General features: G+C 64.6%; 13 protein-coding genes. 7 read left to right on the top strand and 6 right to left on the bottom strand.

Going from position 1 to position 15,772, the window contains the following annotated elements; translation table 11 throughout:
• The first annotated feature begins 192 nt into the window (after positions 1-192).
• Positions 193-2,466 carry a polysaccharide biosynthesis tyrosine autokinase gene (locus tag VVT58_RS12760; RefSeq protein ID WP_327753321.1) on the top strand — a complete coding sequence of 758 codons (2,274 nt, stop codon included), beginning with the start codon at positions 193-195 and terminating at the stop codon, positions 2,464-2,466.
• A gap of 59 nt (positions 2,467-2,525) precedes the next feature.
• On the top strand, positions 2,526-3,197 hold the full coding sequence (locus tag VVT58_RS12755; protein WP_327753322.1) for a response regulator transcription factor: 672 nt from the start codon (positions 2,526-2,528) through the stop codon (positions 3,195-3,197).
• 59 nt (positions 3,198-3,256) lie between these two features.
• Here the strand turns inward: VVT58_RS12755 and VVT58_RS12750 are convergent, their stop codons facing one another.
• The 6 genes from VVT58_RS12750 to VVT58_RS12725 all read right to left on the bottom strand — a co-directional run bounded on the left by VVT58_RS12750 (position 3,257) and on the right by VVT58_RS12725 (position 9,103).
• Positions 3,257-4,636, bottom strand: a complete 1,380-nt coding sequence (locus tag VVT58_RS12750; protein WP_327753323.1) for a lipopolysaccharide biosynthesis protein — start codon at positions 4,634-4,636, stop codon at positions 3,257-3,259.
• A 26-nt stretch (positions 4,637-4,662) separates the two neighbouring features.
• Positions 4,663-5,415, bottom strand: a complete 753-nt coding sequence (locus VVT58_RS12745) for a response regulator transcription factor (protein ID WP_327753324.1) — start codon at positions 5,413-5,415, stop codon at positions 4,663-4,665.
• A 345-nt stretch (positions 5,416-5,760) separates the two neighbouring features.
• Positions 5,761-6,444 carry a PIG-L deacetylase family protein gene (locus VVT58_RS12740; protein WP_327753325.1) on the bottom strand — a complete coding sequence of 228 codons (684 nt, stop codon included), beginning with the start codon at positions 6,442-6,444 and terminating at the stop codon, positions 5,761-5,763.
• Positions 6,445-6,448: 4 nt separating this feature from the next.
• Complete coding sequence (locus VVT58_RS12735) at positions 6,449-7,363, bottom strand: formyltransferase family protein (protein ID WP_327753327.1); 915 nt, start codon at positions 7,361-7,363, stop codon at positions 6,449-6,451.
• Positions 7,326-7,922 carry a sugar transferase gene (locus VVT58_RS12730; protein ID WP_327753328.1) on the bottom strand — a complete coding sequence of 199 codons (597 nt, stop codon included), beginning with the start codon at positions 7,920-7,922 and terminating at the stop codon, positions 7,326-7,328. Before VVT58_RS12730 ends, VVT58_RS12735 begins: the two co-directional genes overlap by 38 nt.
• A complete protein-coding gene (locus VVT58_RS12725) occupies positions 7,919-9,103 on the bottom strand; it encodes a glycosyltransferase family 4 protein (RefSeq protein WP_327753329.1) in 1,185 nt (394 codons plus the stop codon). Before VVT58_RS12725 ends, VVT58_RS12730 begins: the two co-directional genes overlap by 4 nt.
• Positions 9,104-9,488: 385 nt before the next feature.
• Here VVT58_RS12725 and VVT58_RS12720 point away from each other — a divergent pair, with 385 nt between their 5' ends.
• The 5 genes from VVT58_RS12720 to VVT58_RS12700 all read left to right on the top strand — a co-directional run bounded on the left by VVT58_RS12720 (position 9,489) and on the right by VVT58_RS12700 (position 15,654).
• Positions 9,489-11,612 (top strand): polysaccharide biosynthesis protein, encoded by a 2,124-nt coding sequence (locus VVT58_RS12720; protein WP_327753330.1) that lies wholly within the window; start codon positions 9,489-9,491, stop codon positions 11,610-11,612.
• 15 nt (positions 11,613-11,627) lie between these two features.
• Positions 11,628-12,851: a DegT/DnrJ/EryC1/StrS family aminotransferase gene (locus VVT58_RS12715; protein ID WP_327753331.1), complete on the top strand. Its 1,224-nt coding sequence runs from the start codon at positions 11,628-11,630 to the stop codon at positions 12,849-12,851.
• 14 nt (positions 12,852-12,865) lie between these two features.
• Positions 12,866-13,708: a sulfotransferase family protein gene (locus VVT58_RS12710; protein WP_405053741.1), complete on the top strand. Its 843-nt coding sequence runs from the start codon at positions 12,866-12,868 to the stop codon at positions 13,706-13,708.
• A gap of 150 nt (positions 13,709-13,858) precedes the next feature.
• Positions 13,859-14,434: a polysaccharide biosynthesis/export family protein gene (locus tag VVT58_RS12705; protein WP_327753333.1), complete on the top strand. Its 576-nt coding sequence runs from the start codon at positions 13,859-13,861 to the stop codon at positions 14,432-14,434.
• Positions 14,434-15,654, top strand: coding sequence for an outer membrane beta-barrel protein (locus tag VVT58_RS12700; protein ID WP_327753334.1), 1,221 nt, complete (start codon positions 14,434-14,436; stop codon positions 15,652-15,654). The genes VVT58_RS12705 and VVT58_RS12700 overlap by 1 nt, the downstream gene beginning before the upstream one ends.
• Positions 15,655-15,772: the final 118 nt, after the last annotated feature.

The raw sequence follows: 15,772 nt of genomic DNA, 5'->3' as shown, positions 1-15,772 counted from the left end.
TAGTCAGACACACATCAGAAATGTCTAGCCAGAGCAGAGGTCTCCCCTTGATCCGAAGGGTTAGCACCTATGCGCACCGGCAAGCCCCGATGCGCTTTTGCTCTCTCCCGCCACAACCCGCACTATCCCCGCGATGAGGGCAGCCCTCACGGCGGGGCGGGCGCGCGCGCCGGATGCGACTGGGAGACTATCATGGCGTCTGCACAGCTCACTCTGATCGATGGCGCCGCGGCTGGCGGCGGCGGGGAAAAGCCGCGCGATCTGTCCTTCGAATTGCAGCAAATGTCGGCGCGCCAGATATGGTTTCTGCTGCGCCGGCACATGAAGCTGGTGGCGAGCATCGTCATCGCCTGCGTGGTCGTGGTGCTGATCGTCCAGTTGCAACTGCCCAACCGTTATGAGGCGACCGCGACGGTGCAGGTGGAGCTGAACGACTCCACCGGCTCCAACCAGGCCGACGCCACCCGCAATCAGCAGCGCGTCGCCAATGAAGCGCGCATATACCGCTCGCAGGCGCTGGCCGAGCAAGTGGTGCGCGACCTCAATCTCGACCGCAATCCGGCCTTCACCCATAATGTGCCGATGACGGTGCAGCAGGCCGCCGCGCAACTCGCCAAGACCACCCGCGTCGCCAGTTCGACCGATTCCGACTTCATCGACATCACCGTCCAGTCGCGCAAGGCGGAACTGGCCTCGCGCATCGCCAACCGTTTCGTCGACAGCCTGCAGAAGATGCGCTCGCAGCGGCGCCAGAGCTGGCGCAACGGCCTCAGCACCGCGCTGGACAAGGAAACCGCCCGTCTCGCCCATGAGGTCGAACTGGCCGAGCGCGCCGTCGCTGATTTCCGCCGCCAGCATCTGATGCCGATAGGTGCGGGCAGTGCGGAGGATTATCAGCAGATGAACCGCATCGCCGTGGAAGCCGCGTCCACCGCCGCGATGAGCAGCGCGATGCAGGCGCAGGCCGCCGGCGTCAGCCGGGCCGCCACCCTGCGGACGGTGGCGGGCGCGACTTCGCCCGCGCTCGACAATCTGCAGAAGCAATATGACGACCTGATCCGCCAGCGTTCCGAAATCTCCGTCCAGATGGGCGCCAACCATCCGCAAATGCAGGCGCTCTCCGCGCAGATCGCGCAAGTGAGCAAGGCGCTCATCCAGGAACGCGGCGCGGTCGTCACGACCCAGCAGACGAAAAACGACACCGATGCCGGGCGTGAGCGGGCAATGGCGCTGGCGGAGGCGAGCGCGGCCTCGGCCCGGGCAGGGCAACTTCAGTCGAAGCTCAACGCCATGACCGGCGCGGCCTTCCGCAACAATGCCAATCTGGTCGATCTCTCGATCCTCGATCGCCGGGCGGAGGTGGCGCGCCAGGCCTATCTCACCACGGCGCAGCGCGCCCAGACGGTGCAGTCCGAACTGCAGACCACCGGCGTCAACTCCTCCATGGTGTCGGCGGCCGCCGTGCCGCTGCAACCGGTGGCGCCCGCGCCCAAGAAAATGGCGCTGGCCGCCTTTGTCGGCTCTTCGGTGCTGGCCTTCCTGATCGTGTTGGGGATCGAGATGTTCGACAATCGGCTGCGCAGCGGGGATCAGCTTCGCCGCCTCTTCGGCCTGCGGACGCTGGCGATGCTGCCGAAGCTGGAGGAGTCGATCGGCACCACGATCGAGGACAATCCGGTGACCACTCAGCCGCAGTCGCTCTTCACCGAAGTCGCCCGCAACCTCGCCAGCGAGATCGGGGAACTGCCGCATCAGGGCACAAGCCAGCGCGTGCTGGTGACGTCGCCGCTGCCGGGCGACGGCAAGTCCAGCGTCGCGCTGACCTTGGCCGCCGCCGCCGCCTCCATGGGCCGCCGCGCCATCGTGGTCGATCTGGATCTGCGTCGTCCCGGCCCCAGCATATTGCGTTCGATCCAGGACAATTCCGACACGCCCGACCTTATCGAAGTGCTGACCCATGCAGGCGAAAGCCGCAGGCTCATTCCCCAGGCCGAACGTCATGTGGAGCATGACGCGGCCGAGGGCGCGGCGCCGACCGCTTTGATGCCGGTGGTGCTCAGCACCCGCGAACAGATCCGCAATCCGGCCGCCGTGGTGCAGGGCTGGCAGGTCGGCCGGTTGCTCGACGATCTGCGCGACCGCTTCGATCTGATCGTCATCAACGCGCCCGCCATTCTCGCCGTGCGCGATGCGCGGACGCTTTCGACATTGGCCGACTCGACCCTGATGGTCGTGCGTTGGGGGCATACGACGGTCGAACAATTGCGCGCCTCGCTCCAGATGGTGAACAATCAGGTGGTCGGGGCCGTGTTCAATCAGGTCGATTATGAGGACCATGCCCGTCGCGGCTATGGCGACGCCGTCCAGTTCTACATGGGGTCGGCCGCTTATTATTCCGACAGCTTCCCGGTCCGGCAGAGCTGGGTGAACCGGGTCCGCCACGCCTTCACGCGCAAAGCCGCGTGAGCGGCCCGCCGCCTTTGCAGCAGGCGGTTTCGCCTTCTCTTCGTTTCGAAAGCGCAATAGTGAAAGAGGATGCGCCCCGTCTCAATTTGTTGATTCTCGACGGAAGCCCGCTTCGCCGTGCCTGCATCGCCGTTGCGCTGGAGACGGCGGGCACCCGGATATTGCAGCAATCCAGCCTCGACCAGCCCGAAGGGGGCGTTCCGCCCGACATCATCCTGTTCCAGACCGGCGATTCCGAACTGGAAAGCGCTGCCCTGCCGTTGCACATCGCCCAGGCGAAACGGTTATGGCCCACCGCCGCGGTCCTTGTGGTTGCCGACCATGGCAATGAAGCGCTGATGCAGACCGCCATCGCGGCCGGGGCGCAGGCTCTGCTGCGCTCCAGCACCGATATCGCCACCATGCAGCGCGTGCTTTTCCTGCTCAGGGAGGGGTTGGCGGTCTATCCCGCTCCCCTCGCCGCGGCCCTGCGCACGCGCCTGCAAGGTGCCCCGGATGGCCTCAGCGAACGGATCGCGTTGGCGGTGGACAAGTCCAAGCTGCTGACCAAACGGCAACGCGATGTGCTGCGCCTGCTCGCTCAGGGCGCCTCGAACAAGGACATCGCCCAGGGGCTGAACATCAGCGAAAGCACGGTGAAGGTCCATGTCCGGGCGATCATGGCGGTGAACGGCGCGTCCAACCGTACTCAGATCGTCGCGCATCTGTTGAAAGGCGGCAGCGAGGATTAGCGGAACGGGGAGCTGCCATTCAAATTTGGCATCTGCAAATGGTCCATTTCCATCCCGTCTTATACGCGCGCCACCACCGGCCGAACCCTGGCCCGCCGCAACCAGCTCACATCCAGCAGCACCGCCGTCACCACGCCCAACACGACATGCGCGATATTCCCGCCGATCGGTCCGTAGCGCGGCACGGCATAGGCTGCGACCGCCACGAACAGCGCCGTGCCGAAGCCGGAGATCGCAAGCACCTTCCAGCTCTGGTTCATTGCCAGCATGGCCGATCGCGATGGCGCGGCATGCAGCATCAGGATTACCGCCACCAATTGGGTCAGCAGCAGGACATAGGTTTCCGAATAGGCCACGCCCGGTCCCACCCGAATGAGCAGCGGCCCGAACAACCAGGCGCCCGCCAGCATCGCAAAGCCCACCGCCGCCAGCGCTATCTGCACCTGCAGCGTGGCCGCCCGGAAATTGCGGATATTGCCGTTCGCCCACATCCGCGCGACGTCGGGATAGACCACGGCCTGCACCTGCGCGCCGACCTGTGTCGCGACCTTTGCGATGCGCTTGGCGAGATAATAGACCCCCGCCGCCGAACTCCCCGCCACCGCGCCGACGAACAGCGAGTCCGCTTCCGTCGTGATGACGCGCAGGGTCAGCGACAGGTTGGTCGAGCAGGCAAAGCCGAAAAAGCCGGGGAAATCCTTCACCAGCCCCTTCAGCCGGGCATGAAACGGATTGGGTATCCCCATCTGCCGCAGGGCGCGGAAGCCGACCCAGAAGACCAACACGGACCCCAGCGCCTGCGATGCCGTCCAGGCGAGCATGAAGCCAATCACCCCCGCATGAGTGACCATGCAGAGGAAGGCGAGCAGGATGCGCAGCACATTGCCCGCGACCTGCGCATAGGCCAGCATCTTGAACTGGCCGGACAGGCGCAGCGCGGCGGTCGGCACGCCCGCGATGTTGAACAAGGTCGCGACCGAGTAGATCGCCACCAGTTCCATATGAAGGGGCTTCAGGCCAAAGAGCGGTCCGAACAGCAATGCCAGGCCGATCGCGCTGACGGCGGCCAGCGCCGCCGCGCCGATATCCAGCATCAGGCCGTAGCAGTAAAGCCGCTGGAGGCGCCGGGGCGAACCCTTGGATTCTTCCTCCACGGCGAACCGGATCAGCGGCTGCCAGGATTCGAAGCGCAGGATTCGCTCGACGACGCGATTATAGGACAGGACCAGCACCATGACGCCATAGGTCGCCGGTCCCAGGGATCGGGCCGCCATCGCCACGCTGACCAGCATGATCAGCGCATTGAGGAAATTGCCCGACAGCAAATGTCCCACCGCGATCAGCCGGCCGCGGGTTCCCTTGATCAGGAAATCCCCGAACCGGCCGCGCAGCATCGGCAAGGCACGTGCGGTCAGCACGCCCTTGATATCATATGCCATGACGATCCCCCCTGGGGACGTGAAGATCAGACGCGGCTTGCGACGCCGGCCAATTCCAGAACCGGCAATCGCGCCGGATGGGGGATGGCGACGGGCAGTTCGGGTTCGACCTCCGCCACGCGTCCGCGCATGCCGTGATTGGCTGCCCAGATCGCCGCCTGCGTCCGGTTCTTGACGCGCAGCTTGCGCAGCACGGCCTTCACATGGACCTTCACGGTCGCCTCGCTGATGTCCATCCGCTTGGAGATGACCTTGTTCGGGCATCCCATGATGAGCCAGCGCAGTATTTCCAGTTCCCGGTCGGACAGGCAAGCCGCATCCACCGGGCGTTCGACTTCCATCGCGTCAGTCAGGCTTGGCCGCGATTGCAGTTCGTCCGCCAGTTGGGGTGGCAGGACACGCTCGCCCATGGCCACCAGCCGCAGAGTCGCCACCAGCCTGTCGCAGGAAATTTCCTTGACGATATAAGCCAGCGCTCCCAGCCGGAACGCCTTCAACATGATCTGGAAATCAAATCTGTCCGACAGCAGGACAAGATAGGAACAGGGAAAACGTTTTTGCAGAATCGAGAGCGTTTCGGCGTCGATCGCCTCAGTTCCGTCGTCGATCAGGAGCAGGGATGGTCCCGTATCCTCTTCCGGCACCTCGATTTGCTGAAGCACCGTAGCGACATTGGGATATTGGGTTACGCGGAAATCCCTTTCCATCAGGATGCGGCTAAGCCCCTCCCGAACGATCGCATTACCGCACAACAGACGCACATTAACTGGGTAAGACATTGGGTGGTCCCCTCATGATCTCTTCCACCTCCGTAAGCAGGCCCCAAACGGAATGTAGAAGACCAGTAATCAAATGCCTGTAGTGCGACCCTTTCTTTTTCTTTCAACAACTTATCAGTACCATATTTTTGCCGCGAGAGTCCCGGAATGTACAATGGAAATTTTGAGTGCACGCAATAACGCGTTAACGCACTGTTAATTTTCCGAATTTTTCTTGGGTCTGATGGAAGATGCTGCGGTTGCAACAGTCTAAATTACAACTTTGGTGGTATTTCAAACGGTGTAGCCAGGGGCAGAATCGCGCTGATTCACCGCCCAGGCGATTCGCTGGCGGGTTAACACAAGTTAATAAATTTGTCGAACCAGAACAAAGGCTTCGGCAGCGTAACGATAGGCCGTCGCGCCCCTCAATGTCGCCAGGGCGCGGATGGCCTCGACCGACCGTTCGTCGGGCTGGGGCTTCACCTGGCTCTGGAAGGCCTGGAAGGCGGCCACCTTCCGTTCCAGGGTTTCGCTGATGTCCACGAACATGTTGGGAATGAACGCCGGGGTCACGCCGGGCGCCAGCCAGTTGGTTTCCGACAGCGTCTCATAGGCCAGGACGCAGCCGGGACCGCCGCTGCCGCGGGGCCGCGCATAGACCAATGCGGCATTGAAGACGATCTGGTGGTCCAGATGAATGTCGCCAATGAAGGGGATCAGCAGCAGGTCGGGCTCGATCCGCGACAGGGCCGATGACAAGGCCTGGTTGAGGTCGCTCCGTCTGATCTGGTCCAGCCCCGCGGCGGGAAAATCCAGGAACTGCGTGTCGGCCACGCCGATAATGTCATGGGCGCGCAAGGTTTCCGCGCGAATCCACCCCACCAGTTCTTCCTCGAAAAGGGGCGGCTGGCCGCGGGTGACGACGACCACATGCACCTCCGCGCCCGCCGCCGCGGCCCGCGCCATGGTGCCGCCGCATCCCAATATCTCGTCGTCTGGATGGGGGGCGACCACCGCGATTCGGCGGGCGTTGAAAGGCAGTGGCATGGGCTTAGTCCCCTAAAATGGCGTGGAGTTTCGGCGGCTTGTCGAGGCCGCTCCATTGGGTGACGGTGAGAGCGGTCGCCTGGCCGCAATATAGGGTGAAGCTCTCCGCCGTCCGCGCGATCACCTGCCCGGCGGAGGCGGCATGGCGTCCCCCGACGTCCGACAGCACCGCCTCCCAGATGTGGAGATCCGCGCCGTTCGACCGGGTAAAGGCGCCCGGATAGGGATGGCCCGTCGCCCGCACCAGCCGCAGCACGTCCGCAGCGGATTGCCGCCAGTCGATCAACCCGTCCATCGGCGTCCGCCGCGCAGCCCAGGTCGCGCAGCTTTCATCCTGAATGATGCGCGGCATCTCTCCGGTTGCGATCCGCCCCAGCGATCGGTCGAGCATGATCGCCAGCGCCTGCATATGCTTGGCATAGAGCGTCGCTGCCGTTTCCATCGGCGCGACATGGAAATATTGCTGGTCGAGTATGGCGCCTGTATCCGTGCCCGCATCGATCCAGAACAGCGTTCCGGCGGTGATCGGCTCCTGTTGCAGGATCGTCCAGGGAATGGCGGCGCGTCCGCGCAGCCGGGGCAGGGCGGCGGGATGATAGCCAACGGCCCGATCGGGAAAGAGATCGCGAAAGGCCTGCCCGCAAATCTGCGACCAGCCCATGACGAAGGCGATATCTGCGCCCATGTCTCTGACGGCGGACAGGGCTTCCTCCCGGTTGATATTGTCCACATGGATGATCGGGCAGCCTTGTTCCCGCGCCGCCGGCTCCAGGTCGACAAAATCCGAATGCCGGCTGGCCAGGGCGGGATCGAGTGTGACGACGGCGGCGATCTCCCATTCGGGATGCCGAGCGATCGCGTCGAGAGCGATCCGGGTGGTTTCAACTGCCCCAATGAGGAGGGCGCGCTTCGTCGGCATGCCAGTCGATCCTTTTTTCGCCCCCGGTCACGACCAGCAGCGTGCGGGCGATGATCTGCGCGTCGAGGCGGTGGCTGCGGTTGCGCACATACCAGAGGTCGAAGCGCAGCTTTTCCTCCACCGTCAGCAGCGTGTTGCCGCTGACCTGAGCCAAGCCGGTGAGGCCGGGACGCACTCGTCCCCGTTCCACGCCGTCGCGTCCCATGGCGCTGACAGTGTGCGGCAATAGCGGGCGGGGGCCGACGAAATCCATGTCGCCGCGCGCGATGTTGATCAGTTCGGGCAGCTCATCCAGCCGCGATCGACGGAGAAACTGCCCCAGCGCCGTGGTCCTGAGCGCATCGGGCAGCAAGGCGCCTTGCGTGTCGCGCAAGTCTCGCATGGTGCGGAACTTGACCATGGCGAAGGGCCGCCCTCCCAGGCCGCTTCGAACCTGGCGGAACAGCACCGGCCGTCCCAGGCCGAGCAGCACCAGCACCGACAGCAGCAGCAACAGGGGGGAGAGCAGGGCGATAAAGCCGATCGCCAACAGTCCCGCCGGGCGGAGACAGGCGATCATGCGCGCTCCGCCACCAGCAGGGCGGGCAAAGGCGCCGCAACGAATGTCGGGATGGCGGTGCCGCGCAATTGCATGACATCCAGCAGCATCGCATTCACCTTGTCGACGTCATAGATGTCGACCGCTGTTTGCCGCGCTGCTTTGGCCATGGCGGTCAGGCGCAGCGGATCGGTGATCAACCGCTCCATCGCGGCGGCCAGCGCAGGCCCGTCGCGCGGCGGCACCAGCAATCCGTTGACCCCGTCCCGAATCGGCTCGCGGCAGCCCGGCATGTCGGTGGTGATCACTGGCCGCCCGGTCGCCAGCGCCTCCAATATCGTGCGCGGCAGCCCCTCACGATAGAAGGAGGGCAGCACGAAGGCATGGGCCGACGCGATGAAGGGCCGCACGTCGCGGGTTTCGGGCAGGAACTCGATCAGCCCCGCCTCGCGCCACTGCTCCAGATCGGCGGCGGTATAGCCGGTCGGATTCTCGGTCTCGGGCCGGGTCAGCAGCAGGAAGCGCACGTCCGGGCGCCGCGCCCGGATGATCCGCGCCGCCTCCACATATTCGCCCACGCCCTTGTCGCGCATCAGGCGACCCGTCATCAGGAAGGTGAAAGGACTGGGGGGCAGCGCCTGCTCGGCAAAGTGCCGAACGTCGATGCCTGAGCCGGGCACCTGCACCACCCTCTGTCCGGCTGAGACGATCCCACTGTCCCGCATGAGGCGATGATCGTCGCCATTGAACACGAAGATGCACCGCGCCCTGGCGATGCCGGTCCGGTAGAGCCGCGATACGATGGTCCGCAGCCAGCGGCGGCTGTCTGCCTCCTCACTGAAGACATAGCCAAGGCCGCTCATGATCGCGAAATAGCGCGCCCGGCTCCAAAGCCGCGCCGCCAGGCCGCCATAGATGATCGGCTTTTGCGTATAAGCAACGACCACATCGGGCCGCTCCGTGCGCATCAGGCGGCGGTAATGGAACAGGGTGCGGGCGTCGTGGAGCGGGTTGGTGCCCGCCCGCGCCATTGGCGTCCGACAGAAGCGCACCCCCATATCCGCCAGCCTTGCCAGCACCTCCGGCTCTTCATCGGGCGCGCAGGCGACGACTTCATGCCCTTCTTCGATCATCCGGGCGATCAGCGCCCCGCGGAAATTGATCAGCGACCAGGACAGGCTGGAAAGGATCACGACTTTCATTGTGCACTGCTTTCCCTGTTGCTCTGTCCCGATTGATTTGATCGCGCCTTCATCGAACCAAGTCCTGGACCGGAGGTATCACAGGCAGCGCCGCGCCCCGGCGGTGCATCGGTAGATTACCCCTTTGAGGCAGAACCGCCCCGTCCGCGCTCGCCCTGGCACGCTCCCCGGCACCATCGCGCCCGCATCTAGCCCCAATGGGCGGACAGCCGCGCCGGACGGGTCGCGCATGGGATAAAGGATAGTGTCCGGTCGACCGATTACCGGGAAGCGCCTGTTTCGATAGCCTTATCCCTACCGTCGGTTGCGGCGGGACTGCAGGGTGACGCTTCCAGGCAACCCTCTTCCCCCGCAACCGGCGGACCAAGGGATCGGAGACAAGCGGATGCCGAATATCGCACCAGCCGGGCAGGACGGAACGCAGGCCATCGCGCAGACGCCGCTCCTGCGACTGGATGCCGCCGTCCGCGCTTTCGCGGCGGGGGGGGCGACGCGATTCCAGGCGATCAGGCTGGTCATCATCCTGATGCTGGACGCGCTGATCATGCTGGGCAGCTTCATGCTCTCGCGATTGATCCTGTCCGATCTGCCCATGCCGCAGACGCTGTTCGACCCCTGGTTCATGGGCCTGTTCGTCGGCGCCAACCTGACCGTGCTGTTCGTCATCGGCACCTATCGGCAGAGCTGGCGTTTCCTGTCGATCGGGGACGCGCTGTCGCTGGCGGTCAGCCTGCTCGCCAGCAGTTGGCTCATCTGGATGATGACCGCAGGGTTGATCGCGCCGCAGAAGATGATGCGCGGCGTGATGACCGTCTTCCTGACGGTTGACGTGCCGCTGACCGTCGCCGCGCTGCTGGCGGCGCGCGCGCTCCGTCGGCTGTTCTTCAAACATGTCCGCTCCGCCCGCCTGCGCCGGACCGTGCAGGCCCGCCGCCGCATATTGCTGCTGGGCGAGCTGGACTGGGCGCGGGTCATGGCGGACCTTGTCCCCACCGATGCCGGTGGCGGGCTGGAAATCGTCGGCGTCATTTCCTTCGATGGGCATGATCGGCGGTTGCAGGTCGGCGGCCTGCCGATATTGGGATCGCCGGAGATGCTGCCCCGGATCGTCGCGGACCTCGACCGGGCGGGAAAGCGCCCGGTCAGCCTGGTGGTGCAGGAAAGCAGCGAGCGGCTCGACCGGCAGCAGATATTGCGCATCGCCAGCCTGGCGGAGCAGGAAAATCTGGTCGTCTCGCGCTTCCGCAATCCCTGGACCAGCGCTCAATCCATGGACGGCGACCGCATGGCGATCGAGAAGATGCCGCTGGCCGAACTGCTCGGGCGGCCGGAAATCACGGTCCAGCACAGCTATTTGGAGCGCGTCGTCACCGGCGCGCGGATCATGGTGACGGGGGCAGGGGGCACCATCGGCGGCGAACTGGTGCGCCAGCTCGCTTATTATGCGCCGGTCGAGATCGTGCTGCTCGATCACAGCGAATTTAATCTCTACGCGATCGAAATGGAGGCGCGGGAGAAATTCCCCCATGTCCGCTTCCATGCCGAACTCTGCTCGATCCGCCAGCGTCCCGCGCTCTGGCAGGTGTTCGAGCGGCGGCGGCCGGAGATCGTGTTTCACGCCGCCGCGCTCAAGCATGTGCCGATGGTGGAGGCCAATCCCTGCGCCGGGGTGCATACGAACGTGTTGGGCACCCGCAATGTGGCCGATGCCGTCTGCGAGTTTGAGGCGCGGGCGATGATCCAGATCTCTACCGACAAGGCGGTAAACCCCGTCGGCCTGATGGGCGCGACCAAGCGGCTGGGCGAACTCTATTGCCAGGCGCTCGACCTGATCGGCAGTTGCGATCCCGACAGCCCCCGCTTCCTGACGGTGCGCTTCGGCAACGTGCTGGGGTCCAGCGGATCGCTGATCCCGCTATTCCAGCAGCAACTGGCGAATGGCAAGCCGCTGACCGTCACCCATCCGGATATCGAACGCTTCTTCATGACGGTGCAGGAGGCGGTGCTGCTGATCCTCCAAAGCAGCGCCCGCGCGCTGGAGACGGATTCGGAACGCGGCACCATCTTCGTCCTCGACATGGGCGAGCCGGTGAAGATCGTGGAGATCGCCCGCCGGGTCATCCGCATGGCGGGGCTGCGCCCGGACATCGACGTGCCGATCAGGTTCATCGGCCTGCGCCCCGGCGAAAAGCTGTTCGAGGAGTTGTTCGACAGCAGCGAGGACAAGATCGAAAGCGCCATTCCCGGCATTTTCGAAGCCATGCCCTCGCCCATTCCGCTGGAAATGCTGGTGGAGGGCTTCGGTCAGCTCGCCCGGCTGATCGCGGCGGGCGATGCGGACGAGTTGATCCGGCTGACCCATGAGATGGTTGCTGCCTCGGCCAGTTCGCGCTGGGCGGAGATATTGCGGCGTCTGGCGGCCGAAAGCGCCGACACGCTGTTCATGATGCCGCACCCCGCCGAGATTCCCGCTGCCTTGCAGACCCATTTGCCGCGCGACGTCGCCTGACTTTTTGAGGGAATCATGATGCAAGCCGTACCTGCCCAAGCCGCCCTCCCTCCGCGCCTCAGCCCGCTCGACCATCCCGCGCTGCGCTGGCCGCAGCATGAGGCGGATGAGATCGCGGCGGTCATGCATGTGCTGGAGAGTGGCCGGGTCAATTCGATGGTCCATGGCGAACAGACTCGCCGGTTCGAGGCGGAATTCGCTGCTTTCTGCGGCATGCCTCATGGCATCGCCGTCAGCAATGGCACGGTCGCGCTGGAACTGGCGCTGCGGGCCTTGGGCATCGGGCCGGGGGATGAGGTGATCCTGCCCTCGCGCAGTTTCTTCGCCAGTGCGGCTTGCATCGTGGCAGCCGGCGCAACGCCGGTCTTTGCCGATATCGATCCCGTCAGCAACACGATCGCGTCGGAATCCGCCCGCCGGATGCTCACTAGCCGCACTCGCGCGATTCTGTGTGTGCATCTCGCGGGATGGCCCTGCGACATGGGTGCGTTGCGGGATTTGGCCGACGAAAAAGGGCTGTGGCTGGTCGAGGATTGCGCGCAGGCGCATGGGGCGACCTTCCATGGCCGCCCGGTCGGCAGCTTCGGTGATGCCGCCGCCTTTTCCTTCTGCACCGACAAGATCATGTCGACCGGCGGGGAAGGGGGCATGCTCCTGCTGCGCGATGAGGCGCATTGGAAGCGGGCCTGGGCCTATAAGGATCATGGCAAGAATCCGGACAAATTCTTCGCCCCCGCCACAAGCGGCGGCTTCCGCTATCTGCACGACAGCTTTGGCAGCAACGGACGGATGACCGAAATGCAGGCTGCGATCGGCCGGGCGCAGCTTGCCAAGCTGCCCGGTTGGCTGGCCCGCCGTCGCCGCAATGCGGAACTGCTGATGCGGTTGCTGCAAGCCGATCCAGCCGTGCAGGTGCCGCTGATTCCGGATCATGTCGGCCATGCCTTCTATCGGCTCTATGTCACGATCGCCGCCGACCGGCTGGGCGAAAGCGGGGCAGCGCCGATGATCGACCGGATGGTGCGCATGGGCATGCCGGTCGGCAGTGGCTCCTGCGCCGACATGACGCGGGAGGCGGCCTTTGCCGGGCTTGACGTGCGCCGCGACGGCTCGCTGCCGGTGGCGCAGGATTTGGGGCGCCGCAGCATCGCCTTCCCCGTCGACCATCTGCTCGACGATGAGGACATGCACCGCCTCGCCAACTGCCTTGAAATCGCGATGGCTGAGCTGGAATCGTGAAGGGACGAGCCATGATGACCAACGACCGCCTGCCGCACTTCGTCATCATCGGCGCCGTCAAGGGCGCGACGACCTGGATTCACAACCAGCTTCAGGACAATCCCGCCATCTACCTGCCCGCGCCGGAACCGCATTTCTTCAGTCAGGATCATCATCTCGGCCTCGATCATTATCGGCGCTTCTTCGATGGGGCGCGGCCCGACCAGATGCTGGGGGAAAAGTCCGCCGACTATCTCGCCCATCCGGACGCTACGGGGCGCCTTGCCGCCGACCTGCCAAATGCCCGTCTGGTGGTGCAGTTGCGCAACCCGGTCGACCGCGCCTATTCCGATTACAAGATGCTGTTTCGCCGGGGCACCGTGACCAGGGCGCCGGAGCATTATCTGGACGGTCGCCCGAGCGATCAGCCGCGCTTTCTGGAAGACGGCCTTTATGCGAAGCATATGCGGCGCTGGCTCGACCATTTCGACGCGGAACAGGTCAAGGTGATCCTGTTCGAGGATGTGAAGGCCGCGCCCGAAGCCACCGTCGCCATCGTCAGCGACCATATCGGCGCGCCCTGCCATTATTCGACGCAGGTGGGGTCCGATCCGCGAAACGATAGCAGCGAACGTTTCCTGCCCTTGCCTGTGCGCACCGCGCTCGCTCCGCTGAAGGAAGCGGTTCGTCCCCTGCGTGGTCATGCGGTTTTCGAACGGGTGCGTGGGGTGTTCGCCCGGCAGATCGCCTATCCGCCGCTGCCCCCCGAATTGCGTCAGCGCATGGTCGACTATTATGCGCGGGACATTGCCGATCTGGAGGATCTGATCGGGCGGGATCTCGGCCATTGGAAGCAAGATCATCGGCTGGCGGCTTAACGGCACCGAAATCTCTCGGACGCCTCCTTTGAACCACTCCCAAAGCGTCGCCTCGCTCGCCCTTTTTGCCTGGCGCCGACCCGTTATTGCCCACCCCTGAATCAGCCGAAGGGCTTAAACTTCCGCTCATCCAATTGAGAGGGGACGCAGATGCGCAAACGGCTTTATCATGGTCTTTTCCTTGGCCTTTTTGCTCTGACCACGGCCTGTTCGGGCGGGCTTTCGGGCCTTGCCAGCCTACCGCCGGCGCCGACCGTCGCCTATCGGCTGGGCGCGGGCGATGAGGTGCGGGTGGCGATACCGGGCCTCAGCGCCACCGATCCGGGCAACAGCAGCTATGTGATCAACGATCGCGGCCAGATTTCCCTGCCGGTGCTGGGCGATGTTGACGCGGGCGGCAAGACGGTGCCGGAATTGCAGGCCAATATCGCTCAGCAACTGACGCAGCGCCAGTTGCTCAACGCGCCCACGGTCAGCGTCCAGCCGGTGAAGCTGCGCCCCTTCTATGTGCTCGGCGAAGTGAAGAGCCCCGGCGAATATCAATATCGCGCGGGCATGTCGGTGCTGGCGGCTGTGTCCGTCGCGGGCGGCTACACCTTCCGGGCGGAGCAGGGCAGCGTCGCCATCACCCGCATGGTCGATGGCCGGCAAGTCGTCGGCCGCGCGGGCGAGCGGGACATGATCCAGCCGGGCGACACGGTGCGCATTTATGAGAAGTGGTTCTGATGCGCGGGCTGGTTTCGAGCGGCGCGGCTCTCGCGCTTGGCCTCGCCATGCCTGTCTCGGCGCAGGAACTGCAATCCCCCACGACGGCGCTCGATGCGCCCGAGGCGCTGTTCATACCCACCCCCCTGACGCTGGGCAGCGCGACGGTGGAGATCGGCGGCACGGCGCGGATCGAATATGACAGCAATATCTATGCCCAGGCCTTTGGCGAGAAGGATGATGTCCGCGCCGTCTTCCGCCCTTATGTGGAGATCAACCGCAAGGGCGGCGCGATCGAACTCAACGCCCGAGCCGAAGGGGATTTCCGCAAATATTTCCAATATGACAGCGAGGATGCGGCAGGCGGCAAGGTTGCGGCGGGCCTCAACTGGACCCCTTCCGCTTCGGACAAGCTGGCGGCGGCGGCAAGCTGGCAGCATATCATCGAGGATCGGGGCGAGCCGGAGGGCAATAGCGCGCCATCCATCGGCCCGCGTGAATTGAATGCGCTGGAGGGGGATTTGGCTTATACCCATCAGGGTGCGCGCCTCGGCTTCATGGTGAGGGGCACGGCGTCGCGCTTCCGCTATACCAAGGCGATCGACGACAACCGCGATCTCGACAATGCTGGCGCGCTGGCGCGGGTCATGCTGCGCGTGTCGCCGCTGATGAACGGTTTCGTCGAGGGATTCGCGTCGAAGCGCGATTTTCGCCGCACACCGCAACTGGGGGAAATCGACCGGGATTCGAAGACCTATGGCGCGCGCGCGGGGGTGGCGATAGATCCGGGCGGAACGATCCGGGGGGAGGCGGCGATCGGCGTCTATCGCTTCGACCCCCAGGATAAGCGGATCGAGCCGCGCACCCGCCTGTCCGCGCAGGTCGGGCTGGTCTATGCTCCCCGGCCGCGCACCGCGATCACGCTGGACGGTTTCATCGGCAATGTCGCCACCTACCGGACTGGCGTGCAATCGCGGGAGGACATGCGCTTACGCCTGGGGGTTGCCCAGGAAATACGCCACAATCTGCGGGGAGAGATCGGGCTGGTCTATCGCCGCAGCAAATATTTCGGCACCGGCCTGACGGAGAAGATCTACGGCGTGACCGGGGAACTGGAATATGCGCTCAATCGCCGCATGGCGCTGGCGGCCCAAGCGCGCTTTTCCAAGCGCGACAGCACCGACCCGCTGGACGATTATGACCGCACCCGCATCGGGCTGGAACTGCGCGTCCATTATTGAGGCTGGCATTATTGAGGCTGGCATTATTGATGTCGGCTTAATTGACGCCGCCACCCAAAGAGGCAGCGCCTAACCCCTTCGCGCAATGGACTTGGGCCGCCCCGGCAAGGACACTGGT

This window comes from Sphingobium sp. SJ10-10 (genome assembly GCF_036038995.2).
In the GTDB taxonomy this organism is placed as follows: domain Bacteria; phylum Pseudomonadota; class Alphaproteobacteria; order Sphingomonadales; family Sphingomonadaceae; genus Sphingobium.
This window is presented reverse-complemented; position numbering and strand designations above follow the sequence as displayed.